The sequence below is a fragment of the Agrobacterium sp. lyk4-40-TYG-31 genome (genome assembly GCF_030209855.1).
Taxonomy (GTDB): domain Bacteria; phylum Pseudomonadota; class Alphaproteobacteria; order Rhizobiales; family Rhizobiaceae; genus Agrobacterium; species Agrobacterium vaccinii.
Window position 1 is genome coordinate 28270 of record NZ_JARVRE010000005.1, and the last position, 17322, is coordinate 45591.

The window sequence follows — 17322 nt, forward strand, 5'->3', positions numbered from 1 at the left end:
CCCTGTCATGAAGTCTGCCTAACGGTCCTGCGTTACAGATGCAAACCGACAGGTGCCCCATGAAGACCATCCTCCTCGCCTCCGCCGCCATTTTTGCCCTTGGCACGGCCTCGGCTTTCGCTGCGGAAAAGGAATTTTCCGCCAAGCTCGTTTCCCAGGCCATCCTTCCGGCAAACACCATCATTCCGGCACCGGCAGATGCGCCGGAGCATCTCAAGACATCCGCGAAGTTTACCACGGCGGACCGCAAACGTGCGGAAGGCCTCGGGACTGTGCCGGGCAAGGATGGTGTCAGGTCAACCGGCCTCTCCATGCCTTTCAACGGTCAGGCGATGCAGGGTTTTTCCGGTATCAAGACCATGGCCGACGGTACGTTCTGGAGCCTTTCGGACAACGGGTTCGGCTCCAAGTTGAACTCCAGCGATGCAATGCTGATGCTGCACCATCTGAAATTCGATTGGGACAATGGCAAGGTAGCAGCGCTCGAAACCGTCTTTCTGTCCGACCCTGACAAAAAAGCGCCCTTCCCCATCGTGATGGAAGGTTCGGAAAAACGCTACCTGACCGGCGCGGACTTCGACGTCGAATCCATCCAGCCAACAAGTGACGGCTTCTGGGTTGGCGAAGAATTCGGCCCCTACATCCTGAAATTCACCCGTGACGGCAAGCTGACGGATGTGGTCTCGACAAAAGCTGGCGATATCGACGTCAAATCTCCCGACCATCCGGCGCTTGCCCTCCCCGGCAACCCAACCCAGAAAATGCCTGCGTTCAACCTCAAGCGCTCTGGCGGTTATGAAGGCATGGCCATGTCCAAGGATGGCTCCAAGCTTTACGGTCTTCTGGAAGGTCCGCTCTACACTGCAGACGGTCAGGTCGAGAAGACCGAAGACGGCGCAACCGGCCTGCGGATCATCGAACTCGACGTCGCTTCCAAAAACTGGACCGGGCGCACGTGGCTCTACCCTCTGGCCGAGGGCGGTGAAGCCATCGGCGATTTCAACATGCTGGACGACAACACTGCACTCGTCATCGAGCGTGACAACGGCGCTGGCACGACAGACAAAGCCTGCGCAGACCCGAAGAAGCCGGAAACCAATTGCTTTGCCGTTCCCGCCAAGCTGAAGCGCATCTACAAGATCGAGTTCAATGATGCGAATGTCGGCAAGGCCGCCCGCAAGATCGGTTACATCGACCTGATGAAGATCGCTGACCCGGACAAAAAGGCCAAACAGGGCAGCGCCAACGGCATCTACACCATGCCGTTCGTCACCATCGAGAATGTCGACAAGGTCGATGCGACGCACATCATCGTCGGCAACGACAATAACCTGCCCTTCTCGGCAGGCCGCGCGCTGGACAAGGCAGACGACAACGAGTTCGTGCTGCTTGAGGTGAAAGACTTGCTGGACGCGAAATAAGATCATGCAGGTGCTGCTCTATGGGCGGCACCTGTTTTTTCTTTATTCGAAAACGAAAGCCAGACGCTTTCCGGTCAGCTTCGACAATTGCTGGAGACGTCCTTCGAGACGCTCACCGGCGAAATCGCTGTACTCATGCGGCACCACGAATTCCAGATCGCAATCGGGGTTTTCGGATTTACGGAATTTCAGGTGATCGACGACGCCTGGCATGGATGCCGAGAACAGATAGATCACCCGCAGCAGGCCGCCCAGCAGCTTGGCAAGCTCCTGCATTCTCTCACCGGCGATCGTCGTCAGGTTCTGCGTCGCGCCGTTATCGTTCAGGCCTTCGAACCGGTAGTAATTGGCAAGCGCAATGTAGGCGCGGCCAGGATGGGTGATGGCGATGAAGGACGAATGAGCGATGATGTTGAGCGCCTGAAGTCCGCGATAATCGGGATGAGCGCGCCAGCTTATGTCGGCTAGTAGGCAGGCGGCTTGACGATAGCGGGCTTCCTCAGGCGTTTCATCGATACCGAAGATCGGAACGGTACGTCCGCTCCAATCGGCCAGTTCGCGGGCGTGTTCCGGTGACCTTGCGCGCAGGATTGCGAGTTCATCCGCGACCACCAGCAAAGGATCTGCGCTTTGCTCGGCTTCCGGCAGCAGCGAATAGAGATAGCCTTCGCGAACACCCTGCGCCGAGAACGCGATCTTAGCGGGCTTCATGGTCTCCAGCACTTCGCGCATGGCAACCGCACCGAATGGCAACAGCGTGCGGCGGTTCTTGGAAACGGCCTGCCATGCAGGGTCCTTGCTATCCTTGGAGGCAATGACCTCGTCCAAGAAGCTCAGCATATCGGCCAGCGGAAGTTCATAGCCCTGCATCATGTGCAGGGGATAGCCGCTGATTTCCATGTGCAGCTTGGCGATGTTACGCCATGTGCCACCCACGGCATAAAAAGTCCGCCCCTCGCCCTTGGCGAGCAGCTTGGCGGTCTTGACCTGCTTTTTTGTGAAGCTGGCAGCCTTTTCGATGGAGCCGCCAGAGTGCTCGGAAAGACGCAAACCACCAAGTGGCAGTGTGATGCCCTCGCCGCAAGTCGTGCCCTTGATATCGATCAGTTCCAGCGAACCTCCGCCAAGGTCACCTGCGATACCGTCGGCATCATGGAAACCGCTGATGACGCCATAGGCCGAATAGAGCGCTTCCTTCTCGCCGGAAAGCACTTCGATTTCGCAGCCGAGAATGGCTTCGGCATCACGGATGAAATCCGGGCCATTCGACGCTTCACGGGCAGCGGCGGTGGCCAGCACGTAGAGTTGTTTGGCCTGCGCCTGTTCCGACAGCGCGTGGAAACGGCGCAACGCTGCTAATGCGCGGGTAACGCCTTCCTCGTCCATGCGACCGGTGAGCGCGAGGCCCTTACCGAGCCCGCAGAGGACCTTTTCATTGAAGAGCACCGCAGGGGCGCGCGAGAGACCTTCATAAACAACGAGACGAACGGAGTTCGAACCAATATCTATGACGGAAACGGGGGCTAGACCGGTAAGCCGCCCCTGTGCTTCTGATCGTGTCATTCAGCCTGTTTCTTGCGGGATGATATCAGCCCAGCAATCAGTTTAGGCGCACTGGATTTCAAGGCTTCACCACGTCCAGAAAGGCTTGGATTGGTCATGAAATAGTGCTGCGCGTTGAACGGTTCCTCGCCTTTGCGCACCTCGATGCGCCTCGACGTTCCGTCCGGCAGTATCTCGTAGCTCTGCTGGTTGTCAATGAGATTGCCCAGCATGATCTGTGAAAGAACCTGCTCGTGCACCGTTGGATTGACCAGCGGCACCATGGTTTCAACGCGTCTATCAAGGTTTCGCGGCATCATATCCGCCGAGCCGATGTAGACCAAAGCCTTGTCGGATGGCAGGCCGTAGCCATTACCGAAGCAGAAGATGCGGCTGTGCTCAAGGAAGCGTCCAACGATTGATTTGACGCGAATATTGTCGGACAGGCCAGGCACCTGTGGACGCAAGCAGCATATGCCACGGATAACCAGATCGATCTCGACACCGGCTTCGCTGGCGCGATAAAGCGAATCGATGATTTCAGGATCGACCAACGAGTTCATCTTCATCCAGATGGCCGCTGGCACACCATTTTTGGCGTGTTCGGTCTCATCATGAATGTGCTTCAATATCCGTGACCGCATGGTGTAGGGCGAGACCGCCAGCTTCATGCCCTCTTCAGGCTCACCGTAACCGGTGATGAAGTTAAAGATATTCGCCATGTCATGGGCGATCTTCGGATTACAGGTGAAGAAGGAAAGGTCCGTATAAACCTTTGCCGTCACCGGATGGTAGTTGCCGGTGCCAAGGTGGCAATAGGTCCGCAGCTTGCCGTCTTCCCGGCGCACGACCATCGACATCTTGGAGTGCGTCTTCAATTCGATGAAGCCGAACACGACCTGAACGCCCGCACGCTCCAGATCGCGCGCCCAGCGAATATTCGCCTCTTCATCGAAGCGCGCTTTCAGCTCTACGAGAGCCGTCACCGACTTACCCGCATCGGCAGCGTCGATCAGCGCGCGCACGATGGGGCTGTCGTTCGAGGTACGATAAAGCGTTTGCTTAATCGCGAGAACGTTCGGATCGCGTGCGGCTTGCAGCAAAAACTGCACGACCACGTCGAAGCTCTCGTAAGGATGGTGAACCACCATGTCCTTTTCGCGGATGGCGGCGAGGCAATCGCCTGCGTGCTCACGCACGCGCTCCGGGAAACGCGCATTGTAGGGTTCGAATTTGAGGTCGTCGCGGGGTGCCTTGACGATTTCCGAAATCGTGTTCAGCGCCAGAAGACCGGGCAAAACGGCAACGCGGTTATCCGGCACGCCCAACTCGTGCACCACGAACTGGCGCAGCGCTGGCGGCATTTCACTATCGGTCTCGATGCGAATGACTGAGCCGCGACGGCGACGCTTCAGCGCGCTTTCGAAGTAACGGACCAAATCTTCCGCTTCTTCCTCAAGCTCGATATCGCTGTCTCTGATAATGCGGAACGTACCGAAACCTCGGACGGTGTAGCCAGGGTACAACCGGTGGATGAAGAGACCGACGACATCTTCCAGCGTGATGTAACGAACAGCGGTTTTTTCATCCGGCAAACGAATGAAGCGGTCGAGCGCAGGCGGCAGACGCAACAGGGCCGTCATCGGCTCGCGACCGTTGACGCTGTCCAGTTGCAGCCCCATGGAGAAGCCCAGGTTCGGAATGAAGGGGAACGGATGGGCCGGATCGATGGACAGCGGCGTCAGCACCGGGAAGATCAGTGCCTCGAACTCGTTCTCGAGCCAGACGCGATCTTCATCCGAGAGAGAGGCCGGGCGAACGATGTAGATGTCTTCCTTCGCCAAGTATTGCTGCAGCACAGCCAGAGACGCCTGCTGCTCCATCTGGAGATTGTCGATCTCTTTCAGGATGTTTTCGAGCTGCTCGGCAGGCGTCTTGCCATCCGGTGTCTTGACGGTAATGGACTGGCGCACCTGCCCTTCGAGACCCGCGACGCGCACCATGAAGAATTCATCGAGGTTGGCAGCGGAGATGGAGAGAAACCGCAGGCGCTCCAAAAGCGGATGATCCGTATTGAGTGTTTCCTCGAGAACACGGCGGTTGAACTGCAGCCAAGAAAATTCGCGGTTCACGAAGCGCGTCGGGCTGTCCCAGAGGTTCTCCACCTCTGTTGGCGTCTGCACGTTCTCGTTGGAACCTTCCTGCACTACCGAATCCATCAAATACTCCGCCCTTTAAAACCTGCTGATCAGCGCTGCACAAAGGCTTGAGCCCAGCAATGCACCCGATCGTGTTGAAGCATCGGGCGATCCTGAAACCACTTTCCGATGCCTAAAGCCCGTATAACAGTTTGACGACGGAACTGTGACAGTCAATCCTCGTCAACGTTGCCGCCAAGCTCTGTCAGCACTTCTGCTGCCATGGCCCGGCTGATGCGCGTGCCTCGCGACAGGCCCAAGCGATCCAATCTCTCAACGATCGTTTGTGCCATGTTCAGCGAACGCTCCATCCTCGCAACGATATAGCTGACAAGTTTGTCATCCATGTAAAGCTGCCGGTCTGCAAAGAGCTTCATCAAAACCTGGCCCAGCAAATCCTCGTCAGGTTCACCGATTTCCACGACCGTCGCGGCCTTGAGGCGCGAGCGGAGGTCTGGCAGCGTCACCGGCCATGCCGCAGGCCACTCGCGTGTCGTGATCAACAGCGAAGTGCCGTTCTCCCGCACGCTGTTGATGACATGGAAAAGTTCTGTATCGTCAAAACCGTTTCTATCGGCATCCTCGAACAGCACAGGACCATGTTCCGCCAACCGGGCGGCTTCAGCATCCTTGAAGGGAATGATCGTGACCGCATTGCTGGTGTTTTTCCAGATGCTGGCGAGATGAGACTTCCCAGAGCCTTGCGGCCCGACCAGAATGACGACCGGCGAAGGCCAGCGCGGCCATTCATCGACGATGCTGACGGCAGCATCCAGGGGTGCTGCGACCAGCAAGTCGTCGCGGCCCGTCGCCGTCTGGTGTGAGAAAGCAAGCGGCAACTGCTCGGCCTTGGGCCGCGCACCACCGGTTTTGTTGTTTTCGCTCATCGGCTCAGCTCTGGGAATCGATCTTTTTAGGGGGCAATTGCTCCACCTGCGCCCCTTCGGCCTCCCAAGGAAGGTTGGCTGCGCGTCCGTGATAAAGGTCGCTGTCCAGATAGCGTGACAGCACGAAACGCACCAGCACACCCACCGCTGCGGCAGCAGGTACGGCCACCAGAAGCCCGACGAAGCCAAAGAGAGCACCGAACGCAAACAGCGCAAACATCAGCCACACAGGGTGAAGTCCAACGCTGCTGCCGACCAGCTTCGGCTGCAAGATATTACCTTCGATGAACTGACCGGAGAAGAACACAGCCAGCACCAGAATAACATCCACGTAATCCGGCCAGAACTGGACCAGCGCAACGCCTACAGCCAGCACCAGCCCAACCATGGAACCGACATAGGGAATGAAGCTGATGGCTCCGGCGAAGAGCCCGATCAACAATCCGAAATTCAGACCGACCAGCGACAGGCCGACCGCGTAGTAAACGCCGAGGATGAGGCAGAGGGACCCCTGCCCGCGAATGAAGCCTGCAATAGTGCTGTCCATGTCGCGCGCGATCTGGCGCACGGTGCCGACATGGTCACGCGGTATCCAGCTATCGACCTTGGAAATCATACGGTCCCAGTCCAGCAGCAGATAGAACGCCACGACTGGCGTCACCACCAGCAACGAAATCACATCCACCAGCGACTTGCCGGAGTTCCAGATTTGCGTCAGCAGCGTACCGATAAATCCCGCACCTTCGGCCAGCAACTTGGAAAAGTTTTCTTTGACCGTATCGATCTGGGAACTGACCCAGCCGGGCAACAGGTTGGAGTCTGCTCCGGCGATGAGTTGTTGAAGCGAGGATATATATTGCGGAATGCGGGTGATAAATTCCGACGCCTGCGCAACGACCAGCGGAATGATGATGATCAGCGACAGCGTAAAGAGCAGCACGAAGGAGACGAGAATCATCACACTCGCCATCATGCGGCTCAAGCCGCGCCGTTCCAGCCAATCCGCAATGGGATCAAGGAAATAAGCGAGCGCCATGCCTGCCACGAAGGGCAGCAGGATGGAGCTGAACACCATGAGGAACACAATGAACACGACGAGCGCACCCAACCAGAAAAAGATCTGGCGTCGCAGATTCAAGCCTCTGATATGTGGTTGCATCGTCTGCTCCTTTGGGCGCCCATACGCTTAACGCCATGGTTAGGAGATAGGATGCGTGGACCGGGCTGGTCAAGTGTGACACCGTTGCCAAATTCGCCGATGCCAACCTTTCCCATGGCAATGCGGCTAAAACATCCAAAAGGCGTGAAAAACATGCCTTTTGACGCGCTCATACTTGCATCGTCACCCGTCTCATGCGAATGGCGACGCCAAATGGAACCAGTGGAGACGACAGCCATGAGCGAGCCAGGCAAGAACGGTCTTACCTACAGCGATGCAGGTGTGGATATCGACGCCGGAAACCTGATGGTCGAAAAGATCAAGCCAGCCGTTCGTTCGACCCGCCGCCCCGGCGCGGATGGCGAAATCGGCGGCTTCGGCGGTCTGTTCGATTTGAAGGCCGCTGGTTTCAAGGACCCGGTTCTCGTCGCCGCCAATGACGGCGTTGGGACCAAGCTCAAGATCGCCATCGACGCCGATTACCACGACACTGTCGGTATCGATCTCGTCGCCATGTGCGTCAACGATCTCGTGGTACAGGGCGCCGAGCCGCTGTTCTTCCTCGACTATTTCGCAACAGGCAAGCTTGATCCCGACCAAGGCGCTGCTATCGTCAACGGCATTGCTGCCGGTTGCCTTGAATCCGGTTGTGCGTTGATCGGTGGCGAGACGGCGGAAATGCCGGGCATGTATTCTGAAGGGGATTACGACCTCGCAGGCTTTGCAGTCGGTGCTGCCGAACGCGGCCAATTGCTGCCCGCAGGCGACATTGCCGAAGGCGACGTCATTCTCGGTCTCGCATCCTCCGGCGTTCACTCCAACGGCTTTTCGCTGGTTCGCAAGATCGTCTCGCTCTCCGGCCTCGGCTGGGATGCCCCTGCGCCCTTCGCAGAAGGCAAGAAGTTGGGTGAAGCCCTGCTGACGCCGACGCGTATCTACGTCAAGCCTCTCCTGAAAGCCATTCGTGAGACTGGCGCACTCAAGGCGCTCGCACACATCACCGGCGGCGGCTTTCCCGAGAATATTCCGCGCGTTCTACCGAAGCATCTGGCCGCTGAAATCGACCTCGACGCCATCAAGGTTCCCTCAGTCTTCTCATGGCTGGCGAAGACCGGCGGCGTTGCTCCGAATGAAATGCTGCGCACCTTCAACTGCGGTGTCGGCATGATCGTCGTGGTTTCCGCAGAAAACGCCCAGACGGTTACGGATGCGCTCTCAGCGGAAGGCGAAACCGTCTTCGCACTGGGCCGCATGGTCGCGCGTGCAGAAGATGGGCACGGCACCATCTACAAAGGCACGCTCGGCCTATGAGCACCGCCCCTGCCCGCAAACGCGTCGTCGTTTTCATCTCCGGCAGCGGCTCCAACATGATGGCGCTGGCGCAGGCGTGTGAGGCACCTGATTTTCCGGCCGAAATCGCCTGCGTGATCTCCGACAAGGCGACGGCGGGGGGGCTTGCAAAGGCACAGAGCCTTGGTATTCCCACACTCGTTTTCGAGCGCAAGACCTATGCGAGCAAGGTCGAACACGAGCAATCCATTCTGGCGGCGCTGAGCGAAATCGCACCCGACATCATCTGCCTTGCCGGCTATATGCGGCTCATCTCCGCGGAGTTTATCGCGCCCTATGAGGGCCGCATCATCAACATCCACCCCTCCCTCCTGCCGCTTTTTCCGGGCCTGCACACGCATGAGCGCGCAATCGAAAGCGGTATGAAGATCACGGGCTGCACGGTCCATTTCGTGACCGAAGGCATGGACGAAGGTCCGGTCGTTGGGCAGGCTGCGGTGCCAGTCCTTCTGGATGACACGCCTGACACCCTCGCAGCACGCGTGCTGGCCATCGAACATCAACTCTATCCGCTGGCACTCAAGCTTTTGGCTAAAGGTGTGGTGCGGATGGAGGGTGGCAAGGTCGTGCGCAGGCAGGATGCATGTGATGCGGAACAACAGCTGATTTCCGCCTGACCTGAATATCCTGTTTCAAGCTCTACCAATCTTTGGTACATTATCTGAATAAAGCAGGAGCAAGTGATGGGAAAAAGCACGTCCGTCAATCTCAATGATCATTTTGATGCGTTTATCGAGCAACAGATAGAAGATGGTCGCTACGCGTCTGCCAGCGAGGTCTTGCGTGCAGGTCTGCGGCTTCTTGAAGAACGGGAGGCTGAGCTTAGCCATCTCCGGGCTGCGTTGATCGAAGGAGAAAAATCCGGCGACGCTGTACCGTTTGACTTCCGTGAATTCGTTTGCGGCAAGAAAAAACCGGGATGAAAGCGCTCCTTCTTACCCCGAAAGCTCGATCTGATATCGAGGGGATCTGGGACTACACCGTTGATAATTGGGGCATCAATCAAGCTGAAGTCTATATCACAGCGATACAAAAAGCCGTTGAAGGCCTAGCTGATGGCTCAACCATCTCACAATCCGCAGAGTCCATAAGAAAACACTACCGCAAGACCATTGTCGGCTCGCACACCGTATTTTTCAGAGAGACCAACGCAGCCATCGAAGTCGTTCGTATTCTCCATCATCGCATGAGTTTGACACGCCTTTAGAGTTGCTCGCGGTTCAGCATTGCCCATTGCAGCAAAATGATTGTCTTGGCGTCGGTAATTTCGCCGGTGGCGATCATCGAGAAGGCCTTATCGAGCGGCACCGAGATGACTTCGATATCTTCACCTTCCGTCTCAAGCCCGCCGCCTTCGCCCGCTTTTTCGTCCAGATCGATCCGCGCGTAAAAAAGACCGATCTTCTCCGTCAATGTGCCGGGGCTGGCGTAGATGTCGAAAAGATATTGCACCTCTTGTACGGCATAGCCGGTCTCCTCCATCGCTTCGCGGCGGATCGCTTCGTCGGGGTGGTCTCCATCGGTCAGACCTGCCGGGACCTCAAGCATGAAACTCGGGTCACCATTAACGAAAGCGCCAGGCCGAAATTGGCGAACCAGAACGACGGCATCCTTATCGGCATCGAACAGCAAAATTGCTGCGGCACTTCCGTGGTCGTGCACTTCGCGGTTCAGACGGACGACCCGCCCGTCCGCCATCGTCTGGTCGAACACGAGTGTTTGCAGATGGACGAAACGCTTCCAGACTGTTTCCTTCGTAATGAGCCGCACGCGGCCCTCATCCTCAGTCACTGACAATTTCGGCTTATCGTTCATCGGAAACTCCATTTTCAGGCTGTGAGAGCAGCCTTGTTCAGGGCAGCCCATTGCAGCAGCATGATGGTCTTGCCGTCGCAAATGTCACCATCCTCGATCATCTTCATGGCGTCCGCCAAGGGAATGACGACGACTTCGATGTCTTCGTCTTCATGCACCGCACCGCCGCCCTCCTCCACCTTGTCAGAGGCGTCGACAATCGCGGCGAAGAAGTGCAGCACTTCCGTGACCGAACCCGGCGACATGAAGGACTTGAACAGGAAGCGCGTGTCGCGCAGCTTATAGCCCGTTTCTTCCATCACCTCGCGGGCGATAGCATCTGCCGGGTTGTCTCCGTCCAGCAGGCCTGCGGGCGTTTCCAGCAACCAGCCGTGATAGCCATTCACATAGGTTGGAACCCGGAACTGTCGAACCAGAATCACGCTATCGATCAGGGGATCGTAGAGCAAAATAGTTGCGCCGTTGCCGCGATCATAAGCTTCGCGCTTCAGCGTTTTGGTTTCACCCTTGGAGTTGGTGTAATTGTAGGTGATGTTGCGAAGGTGGTACCAGTTTTTCGAAAGCGTTTCGTCTTTGAGAATTTCAATTTTTACGTCATCAAATTTCTGCATTCCAAATCCTGCTATTGCCTTTGAAGCCAAACCTTGTTGTCGTGAAAAGCTGCGCCTCCATACGGGGCAACCGCGTCGCCACCCGTCAGCACATTGATGCCCTCTCCATCCAGATGCGCCTTGTTGGGCCACAATCCCTCAGCGATGAGAACACCTGCCCTCGCACCCTCGACGATCTTAACATGTATGCGGAGCGCGCCCCGCTGATTTCCGATGCGTACGATATCGCCGTCGCCAATACCAAGACGCGAAGCATCAGCGGGACAGATCATCAGCTCCGGGCGGCCCTCTTTCTGAACCGACGTCTTCGTCTCGGCAAATGTGGAGTTCAGGAAGTTGCGCGCGGGTGATGTCGCCAGCCTGAACGGATGCTCGGCATCGGCCACTTCGATGACATCGACCTGATCCGGGAATTTCGGCAATTCCGCCACCGGCCCCATGACGGGCACATTTTTCGGCGGCTTGTTGGGGGATGGACCGCTCTGCCAATCCGGGCTGAAGCGGAATTTGCCGTCAGCATATCCGAAGCCTTCGAGATAATGCGCGACCTCGAACGGTGGCTGCGCATCGATCCATTTTTCTTCGGCAAGACTGTCGAAATCGCCCCAACCGCCCGGGTTCAAAATGAGATCGATGTGCTCGCGCTCCGTCATGCCGAAACCCGGCATGTCAGCCACACCGAGGCGCTTGGCCAGTTCCTCGATCACGAAGAGATTGGTGCGAACGGTGTCCGGCGGCTCCACCAGTTTGGGGCCGAGCAGAATGTGGTTCTGGCCACCAGCGCGGTAGATGTCGTCATGTTCGAGGAACATGGTGGCAGGCAGCACGATGTCGGCAAGCTCTGCTGTCTCGGTCATGAACTGCTCGTGCACGGCCACGAAAAGATCATCGCGCAGGAAACCCTGCTTTACCAGCCGCTGCTCGGGGCAGACATTGACCGGGTTGGTGTTCTGGATCAGCAGTGCTGTTACCGGCCCGCCGTAACGCAGAGCCTCGGCGTCTCCGGTCAGCACACGACCGATCTGCGACTGGTCGAGCTGGCGCACATCGGGATCGGCATAGGCCGTGCCCATCAGCTCCGCCTTGTTCAGCCGGAAAATGTCGCCATTGTTGTGAAACGCACCGCCGCCCTCATATTGCCAGGAGCCCAGCACGGTGGCGATGGACAGGGCCGCATGCATGGCCACCGCGCCGTTACGCTGACGGGCAAAACCGTAGCCCAAACGGAAGAAGCTCTTCTGCGTGGTGCCAACGAGCTTTGCGAAAGCTTCGATTTCTTCGACCGAAAGCCCCGTAATGCCTGCGGCCCATTGCGGTGTCTTTGATGCAAGATGCGCTTCCAGCCCAGCAGGATCATCCGCGAATTTCGCCATATAGGCGCGGTCGGCATAGCCATCGCGAAAGGCGATGTGCATCACGGCACAAGCGAGAGCCGCATCCGTGCCGGGGCGCACGATCAGTTTCATATCCGCCTGTTTCATGGTCGGATTGTCGTAGATATCCACGACCACGATTTTCGCGCCACGTTCCTTGCGGGCACGGATCGCGTGGGTCATGACGTTGACCTGCGTGGCAACGGCATTGGTGCCCCAGATGACGACGACATCGGCCTTTGCAATCTCGCGCGGGTCTGGGCCGCGTAGCGCGCCCGTGCCCATGACGTAACCCGTCCAGGCCATGTTGGTGCAGATGGAGCCGAAGAAACCGGAATATTTCTTGGCGTGGCGAAGCCGCTCGATGCTATCGCGCTGCACCTGCCCCATCGTGCCCGCATAGAAATACGGCCATATGGCCTCGGCACCATGCTTTGCTTCCGCCTTTACGAACGCATTGGCGACTTCATCGAGAGCGGCATCCCAGCCAATCTCTTGCCAGTCGCCTACGCCTTTGGCGCCCTTGCGGCGCTTTGGGGTCAGCAATCGTCCCGGATGATAAATACGCTCGGAGTAACGCGCCACCTTGGCGCAGATGACGCCAGCGGTGTAGGTGTTGGCATTGGCCCCGCGCACACGGCCAATCCGACCATCCGCGTTGATATCCACTTCCAGCGCGCAGGCGCTCGGACAGTCGTGGGGACAGACGGTGTGGCCCATGCTGACAGCACCAGTCACGGCTTTGGCGGAAATCGGGGTCGCATCATTCATTGCTTTTGTATATTGCAAAGGCAATGCGGCCAAAAGGGCCAAGTGACGACCATCAAGAATATTCATAAAAGGCATCGGCGCGCATGAACTATCGGCATATCTATCACGCAGGCAATTTTGCCGATGTTCTCAAGCACGCCGTCATGGCACGGCTCGTTCGCTATTTGCAGAACAAGGATAAAGCCTTCCGGGTACTGGATACCCATGCCGGCATCGGTCTCTACGACCTTTCGTCCGACGAGGCGCAGAAAACCGGCGAATGGCAGACCGGCATCGGCAAGCTTCTGGAGGCAGACCTGCCGCCTGCGGTCGCCGATCTGCTGGAGCCCTATCTCATGGCAGTGCGGGAGTTGAACCCGGAGGGTGGCCTTCAATATTATCCTGGCTCTCCGAAGCTAGCCCGCATGCTGTTCAGACCGCAGGACCGTCTGTCAGCCATGGAGCTGCACCCGGATGACTACCGGGCGCTGGCACGCCTGTTCGAGGGCGATTATCAGGCCCGTGTGACGGAGTTGGATGGCTGGCTTTCGCTGGGCGCGCATTTACCGCCAAAGGAGAAGCGTGGCCTTGTGCTGGTCGATCCGCCGTTTGAAAAAGAGAATGAATATGCGCGCATGGCCGAAGGTTTTCACAAGGCCTATCGCCGCTTTGCGACGGGGACGTATTGCCTGTGGTATCCGCTGAAAAAAGGCGCGCCTATCAAGGAATTTCACGAACTGCTTCAATCCTACGAAATTCCGAAGATGCTGTGCGCGGAACTATCGGTGCGCAGCGACCGCTTGGAAGGCCTCAGCGGCTCCGGTCTCATCATCGTCAACCCACCCTTCACCCTGAAGGACGAATTACACACGCTGCTTCCAGTGTTGAAGACCATCATGGCGCAGGATCGCTACGCTTCGCACAGAGCGTTCTGGCTACAGGGCGAATAGTTACTTCTGCTCCAGACGTTGCTCTTCCCTTTCCGCAGCGGCCAATTGTGATCTCTCGAAAAAGAGGATGATGAACAGGCCGATGACGAAGGGAATGATGAGGTAGAACAGGCGGAACACCAGAAGCGCTGCGATGACATCTGCCGGGTTCATGTCCGGCAGGCCGGTGACGAAGACCAGTTCCAGCACACCAAGGCCGCCAGGCGCGTGGGAAATCAACGCTGCGGAAAATGATATCAGGAATATGCCAAGGATGACCATGAAGCCGGGATTTCCGACCTCCGGCAGCGCGTAATAAATGATACCGGCGGCGCCCAGCAGTTCGATCGGGCCGATGATCAGTTGTTGAATGACGAGACGCGGTGCCGGGTAAAACAGCGTGAACGACCCAAGCTTCAGCGGTCGCAGCTTGAGCAGGCTCCCCAGGACGTAAAGCCCGACGATTCCGAGCAGGATGAACCCTGTCGTCCGCGACGCCTCGACCGGCAGGACATTCACGAAGCGTTCGGTGATGTCGGGCTCATAAACGAGCACGAGGCCGATCAGCATGATGGTGCCGATGACGAATGTGAAAGAGCAGAGAGCAACGAGCACGCCTATTTCCGGCACGCTTAGCCCCTTTGAAGTGTACGCCCGGTATCGCACGACGGCACCTGAAAACACCGATCCGCCGACATTGTGAGACAATGCATAGGTGGTGAAGGAGGTGAGCGTGATGAAGAGCCAGCCGACCTTGCGTTTGAGGTGCTGAAGGGCAATGCGGTCATAACCAGCGAGGGCTGCGTATGCGACGAGCGTGCAAACACCAGACATCACCCAGTCATGTGTGCCGATGGCGGCGAGACTATCCCAGACGTCGTCGAGTGAAAGGTGCTGAAGTTCCCTGTAGAGCAACCAGACGGAAAATCCGATTGTTGCCGCCCCGACGACTGGCCAGATGTATTTCTTCAATTTCATGCGGACATGCCCGGGCTTACTCCTCTTCCGGCAGCAATGCCCCGGATGCGTAGAGCTTATTCGTTATACAAGCTCCGTTTCAACCTATGTTTCATTTTTCGGACGCCTGTTTGCCACAGGCGCGAGATGGTATAAAACCCAACAAACGATCAAGACTTCGTCATCATCCAGTGGAAAGACATCTGAGCCGATGAAACAATATGCCGGCTTTATCGCTCTTGGCGTGCTTTCACTTGCCGCCGCTGGGTGGATGATGATGGGAGGCCATGCCTGGGAACCATCTCAGAGCAATATAAGCGTATCTTCTAAATTACCCTCCCCAACACGAACGGCGCAGCCGGTGCAAGGTTCCGGTTTCGACTTCTACGTTCTGTCGCTATCATGGTCACCGGCATTTTGCGCCAGCGATGCCGGTAAAAATAGCCGCCAGCAATGTGGGACGAATCGTAGATACGGCTTCATCGTCCACGGGCTCTGGCCTCAGAACGAGCAGGGCTACCCAGAATTCTGCGGCAAGGATCGTGATGAGCGCGTGCCGGAAGCATTGGGGCGCGATTTGTTCGATATCATGCCGTCCATGGGTCTCATCGGCCATCAGTGGCGCAAGCACGGTACGTGCAGCGGGCTTTCGCAGAAAGACTATCTCACGACGAGTCGCGCGGCTTATGAACGCATCACCCTTCCCGGTAACATCGCTTCCGGCACTAGCAGTCAGACGCTTTCGGCAGATGCGATCGAGACCGCCTTCGTTTCATCCAACCCAGGCCTTTCAAAACGCGGCATCGCCATCAGTTGCGAAGGGCCGAAGCTGGAAGAGGTTCGTATTTGCATGAACAAGGACTTGAGCTTTCGCGATTGCCCGGAGGTGGACCGAAGGGGTTGCCGCGCAAGCTCCACTGAAATCTTACCCATCAGCCAGCCTTAAAGGTCAACATCAATGGAATTACTTTATTCGCCCGCCTCGCCCTACTCCGCCAAGGTTCGCATGGCCTCTCGCTATCTCGACATCGGCATTACCGATGTCCGCGTCGACACCAGCGCCGAACCGGCAACACTGATGGACAACAATCCACTCGGGAAAATTCCGGTCCTACTGCTCGATGACGGTGGTCCTGTCTATGACAGCGTTGCGATCATGCATTATCTAGACCGCCTCTCTGGCAACAAGCTCTACCCGAAAAAGAGCGAAAAGCGCACCGAGGCGGAAATTCTTGAGGCGCTGTGCGATGGCATCATGGATTGTCTGCTGGCCATCGTCTACGAGCGCCGCACGCGCCCGGAGGACAAGGTCCATCAGCCGTGGATCGACAAGCAATGGAGCAAGGTCGTGCGCGGGCTGGACTACCTCAATGCGAACCTGCCGAAAACGGGGAAGAATCTGCACGGTGGCCATTTCGCGCTTGCCGCCATGATCGGCTACCTAGACCTGCGTTTCGCAGGCGAATGGGCCGAAGGGCGCAAGTCTCTGGCCCAGTGGCCTGAAAAATTCGGCAAACGCTTCAAGGACTACGCGGAGATGAAGACCCCTGCTTAAAGCAGCTCGCGAATTTTCTGGCAACGTGTCTAGAGATGCGGCCACCTAAAACGCAAAAAGCCGGGGCGAACCCCGGCTTTTCACTTTAATCTCGGTAAGGATTAGAACTTTACGCCGATACCAGCCTTCACGCTGTGATCGTCGAAGCCGCGAGATACGGAGCCCGTATCGAGGCTGAAGTCCTTGTCCTGGTAATCGCTGTAACGGTATTCAACGCGAGCAGTGATGTTGTTGGTCACCATCGCTTCTACACCGGCACCGACTGTGTAGCCGAGCGCTGTTGCGTTGTCGCTGGACGTGGAATTGCTAACCTTCTGGTCAGCAATCGCCAGACCGCCTGTACCGTACAGCAGGAACGGGTTCATGTCGTAACCGACGCGGGCACGGATCGAACCGTTGACGCCCTGCTTGCCGTCGAGAGGCTCGCCGAGGTTGCCGGTTCCAGCAGAACCCTTGTTGTCGCCGAGGTTGACGTCAGCTTCCGCACCGTAGACCAGCTGGCCGCTCTGCCAGTTGTAACCGCCGTAGAGACCACCGCCAAAGCCGTCGGCATCACGATCGCCGCCGTTACCGGTGAAACGACCCCAGTCGTAGTTGGCAGTCGCACCGAGGTACGCGCCAGACCAGTTGCTGATAGGCGCTGGCTGCTCGTAAGCGACAGGTGCCTGCGGCACTTCGTTCACAGCGTCGGCTGCGTGTGCTGCCGAAAACGCCGCAGCTGCCATTGTGCTCGCCATGAGTGTTGCAACGATAGTACGCATGCTATTCTCCTTTT

17 protein-coding genes are annotated in these 17322 nt (G+C 57.4%); 8 read left to right on the forward strand and 9 right to left on the reverse strand.

Annotated elements, in window-relative coordinates:
• The first annotated feature begins 59 nt into the window (after positions 1 to 59).
• Positions 60 to 1421: an esterase-like activity of phytase family protein gene (locus tag QRN55_RS10410; RefSeq protein ID WP_284776651.1), complete on the forward strand. Its 1362-nt coding sequence runs from the start codon at positions 60 to 62 to the stop codon at positions 1419 to 1421.
• Between the two features lie 42 nt (positions 1422 to 1463).
• Here QRN55_RS10410 and ppx read toward each other — a convergent pair whose 3' ends face one another.
• From ppx to QRN55_RS10430, 4 genes are all read right to left on the reverse strand, one after another.
• Positions 1464 to 2984 carry an exopolyphosphatase gene (ppx, locus tag QRN55_RS10415; protein ID WP_112499211.1) on the reverse strand — a complete coding sequence of 507 codons (1521 nt, stop codon included), beginning with the start codon at positions 2982 to 2984 and terminating at the stop codon, positions 1464 to 1466.
• Positions 2981 to 5182: an RNA degradosome polyphosphate kinase gene (locus QRN55_RS10420; protein ID WP_112499210.1), complete on the reverse strand. Its 2202-nt coding sequence runs from the start codon at positions 5180 to 5182 to the stop codon at positions 2981 to 2983. Before QRN55_RS10420 ends, ppx begins: the two co-directional genes overlap by 4 nt.
• A 152-nt stretch (positions 5183 to 5334) precedes the next feature.
• Entirely contained in the window at positions 5335 to 6048 is a 714-nt protein-coding gene (gene hdaA / locus QRN55_RS10425; protein WP_284776652.1) for a DnaA regulatory inactivator HdaA, read from the reverse strand.
• A gap of 4 nt (positions 6049 to 6052) precedes the next feature.
• Positions 6053 to 7207, reverse strand: coding sequence for an AI-2E family transporter (locus QRN55_RS10430; RefSeq protein ID WP_111839682.1), 1155 nt, complete (start codon positions 7205 to 7207; stop codon positions 6053 to 6055).
• 237 nt (positions 7208 to 7444) lie between these two features.
• Between QRN55_RS10430 and purM the strand changes: the two genes are divergently transcribed.
• The 4 genes from purM to QRN55_RS10450 all read left to right on the forward strand — a co-directional run bounded on the left by purM (position 7445) and on the right by QRN55_RS10450 (position 9764).
• On the forward strand, positions 7445 to 8518 hold the full coding sequence (purM, locus tag QRN55_RS10435; protein WP_065698459.1) for a phosphoribosylformylglycinamidine cyclo-ligase: 1074 nt from the start codon (positions 7445 to 7447) through the stop codon (positions 8516 to 8518).
• Positions 8515 to 9174 (forward strand): phosphoribosylglycinamide formyltransferase, encoded by a 660-nt coding sequence (gene purN / locus QRN55_RS10440; RefSeq protein ID WP_284776653.1) that lies wholly within the window; start codon positions 8515 to 8517, stop codon positions 9172 to 9174. Before purM ends, purN begins: the two co-directional genes overlap by 4 nt.
• Positions 9175 to 9240: 66 nt before the next feature.
• Complete coding sequence (locus QRN55_RS10445) at positions 9241 to 9480, forward strand: type II toxin-antitoxin system ParD family antitoxin (RefSeq protein ID WP_284776654.1); 240 nt, start codon at positions 9241 to 9243, stop codon at positions 9478 to 9480.
• Positions 9477 to 9764, forward strand: a complete 288-nt coding sequence (locus QRN55_RS10450; protein WP_284776655.1) for a type II toxin-antitoxin system RelE/ParE family toxin — start codon at positions 9477 to 9479, stop codon at positions 9762 to 9764. The genes QRN55_RS10445 and QRN55_RS10450 overlap by 4 nt, the downstream gene beginning before the upstream one ends.
• Here QRN55_RS10450 and QRN55_RS10455 read toward each other — a convergent pair.
• The 3 genes from QRN55_RS10455 to QRN55_RS10465 are packed head-to-tail and all read right to left on the reverse strand — an operon-like array spanning position 9761 to position 13193.
• Complete coding sequence (locus QRN55_RS10455; RefSeq protein ID WP_284776656.1) at positions 9761 to 10372, reverse strand: NUDIX domain-containing protein; 612 nt, start codon at positions 10370 to 10372, stop codon at positions 9761 to 9763. The two genes, QRN55_RS10450 and QRN55_RS10455, sit on opposite strands and share 4 nt — an antisense overlap.
• A 14-nt stretch (positions 10373 to 10386) precedes the next feature.
• Positions 10387 to 10983 carry an NUDIX domain-containing protein gene (locus QRN55_RS10460; RefSeq protein WP_284776657.1) on the reverse strand — a complete coding sequence of 199 codons (597 nt, stop codon included), beginning with the start codon at positions 10981 to 10983 and terminating at the stop codon, positions 10387 to 10389.
• Between the two features lie 11 nt (positions 10984 to 10994).
• Positions 10995 to 13193 carry a molybdopterin-containing oxidoreductase family protein gene (locus QRN55_RS10465; protein ID WP_284776658.1) on the reverse strand — a complete coding sequence of 733 codons (2199 nt, stop codon included), beginning with the start codon at positions 13191 to 13193 and terminating at the stop codon, positions 10995 to 10997.
• A gap of 17 nt (positions 13194 to 13210) precedes the next feature.
• Between QRN55_RS10465 and QRN55_RS10470 the strand changes: the two genes are divergently transcribed.
• Positions 13211 to 14056 carry a 23S rRNA (adenine(2030)-N(6))-methyltransferase RlmJ gene (locus QRN55_RS10470; RefSeq protein WP_284776659.1) on the forward strand — a complete coding sequence of 282 codons (846 nt, stop codon included), beginning with the start codon at positions 13211 to 13213 and terminating at the stop codon, positions 14054 to 14056.
• Here the strand turns inward: QRN55_RS10470 and QRN55_RS10475 are convergent, their stop codons facing one another.
• A complete protein-coding gene (locus QRN55_RS10475) occupies positions 14057 to 15013 on the reverse strand; it encodes a lysylphosphatidylglycerol synthase domain-containing protein (protein ID WP_284776660.1) in 957 nt (318 codons plus the stop codon).
• 190 nt (positions 15014 to 15203) lie between these two features.
• Here QRN55_RS10475 and QRN55_RS10480 point away from each other — a divergent pair, with 190 nt between their 5' ends.
• Positions 15204 to 15938, forward strand: a complete 735-nt coding sequence (locus QRN55_RS10480) for a ribonuclease T2 family protein (RefSeq protein WP_284777155.1) — start codon at positions 15204 to 15206, stop codon at positions 15936 to 15938.
• A gap of 12 nt (positions 15939 to 15950) precedes the next feature.
• Positions 15951 to 16547 carry a glutathione S-transferase gene (locus QRN55_RS10485; protein ID WP_284776661.1) on the forward strand — a complete coding sequence of 199 codons (597 nt, stop codon included), beginning with the start codon at positions 15951 to 15953 and terminating at the stop codon, positions 16545 to 16547.
• Positions 16548 to 16648: 101 nt separating this feature from the next.
• Here the strand turns inward: QRN55_RS10485 and QRN55_RS10490 are convergent, their stop codons facing one another.
• The gene (locus tag QRN55_RS10490; RefSeq protein ID WP_284776662.1) at positions 16649 to 17308 is read right to left on the reverse strand and encodes an outer membrane protein; all 660 of its coding nucleotides are present in this window, start codon (positions 17306 to 17308) and stop codon (positions 16649 to 16651) included.
• Positions 17309 to 17322: the final 14 nt, after the last annotated feature.

Coding starts and splice junctions, on each gene's coding strand:
- QRN55_RS10410 (WP_284776651.1), top strand. CDS start 60: ATGAAGACCATCCTCCTCGCCTCCGCCGCCATTTTTGCCCTTGGCACG.
- ppx (WP_112499211.1), bottom strand. CDS start 2,984: ATGACACGATCAGAAGCACAGGGGCGGCTTACCGGTCTAGCCCCCGTT.
- QRN55_RS10420 (WP_112499210.1), bottom strand. CDS start 5,182: ATGGATTCGGTAGTGCAGGAAGGTTCCAACGAGAACGTGCAGACGCCA.
- hdaA (WP_284776652.1), bottom strand. CDS start 6,048: ATGAGCGAAAACAACAAAACCGGTGGTGCGCGGCCCAAGGCCGAGCAG.
- QRN55_RS10430 (WP_111839682.1), bottom strand. CDS start 7,207: ATGCAACCACATATCAGAGGCTTGAATCTGCGACGCCAGATCTTTTTC.
- purM (WP_065698459.1), top strand. CDS start 7,445: ATGAGCGAGCCAGGCAAGAACGGTCTTACCTACAGCGATGCAGGTGTG.
- purN (WP_284776653.1), top strand. CDS start 8,515: ATGAGCACCGCCCCTGCCCGCAAACGCGTCGTCGTTTTCATCTCCGGC.
- QRN55_RS10445 (WP_284776654.1), top strand. CDS start 9,241: ATGGGAAAAAGCACGTCCGTCAATCTCAATGATCATTTTGATGCGTTT.
- QRN55_RS10450 (WP_284776655.1), top strand. CDS start 9,477: ATGAAAGCGCTCCTTCTTACCCCGAAAGCTCGATCTGATATCGAGGGG.
- QRN55_RS10455 (WP_284776656.1), bottom strand. CDS start 10,372: ATGAACGATAAGCCGAAATTGTCAGTGACTGAGGATGAGGGCCGCGTG.
- QRN55_RS10460 (WP_284776657.1), bottom strand. CDS start 10,983: ATGCAGAAATTTGATGACGTAAAAATTGAAATTCTCAAAGACGAAACG.
- QRN55_RS10465 (WP_284776658.1), bottom strand. CDS start 13,193: ATGAATATTCTTGATGGTCGTCACTTGGCCCTTTTGGCCGCATTGCCT.
- QRN55_RS10470 (WP_284776659.1), top strand. CDS start 13,211: ATGAACTATCGGCATATCTATCACGCAGGCAATTTTGCCGATGTTCTC.
- QRN55_RS10475 (WP_284776660.1), bottom strand. CDS start 15,013: ATGAAATTGAAGAAATACATCTGGCCAGTCGTCGGGGCGGCAACAATC.
- QRN55_RS10480 (WP_284777155.1), top strand. CDS start 15,204: ATGAAACAATATGCCGGCTTTATCGCTCTTGGCGTGCTTTCACTTGCC.
- QRN55_RS10485 (WP_284776661.1), top strand. CDS start 15,951: ATGGAATTACTTTATTCGCCCGCCTCGCCCTACTCCGCCAAGGTTCGC.
- QRN55_RS10490 (WP_284776662.1), bottom strand. CDS start 17,308: ATGCGTACTATCGTTGCAACACTCATGGCGAGCACAATGGCAGCTGCG.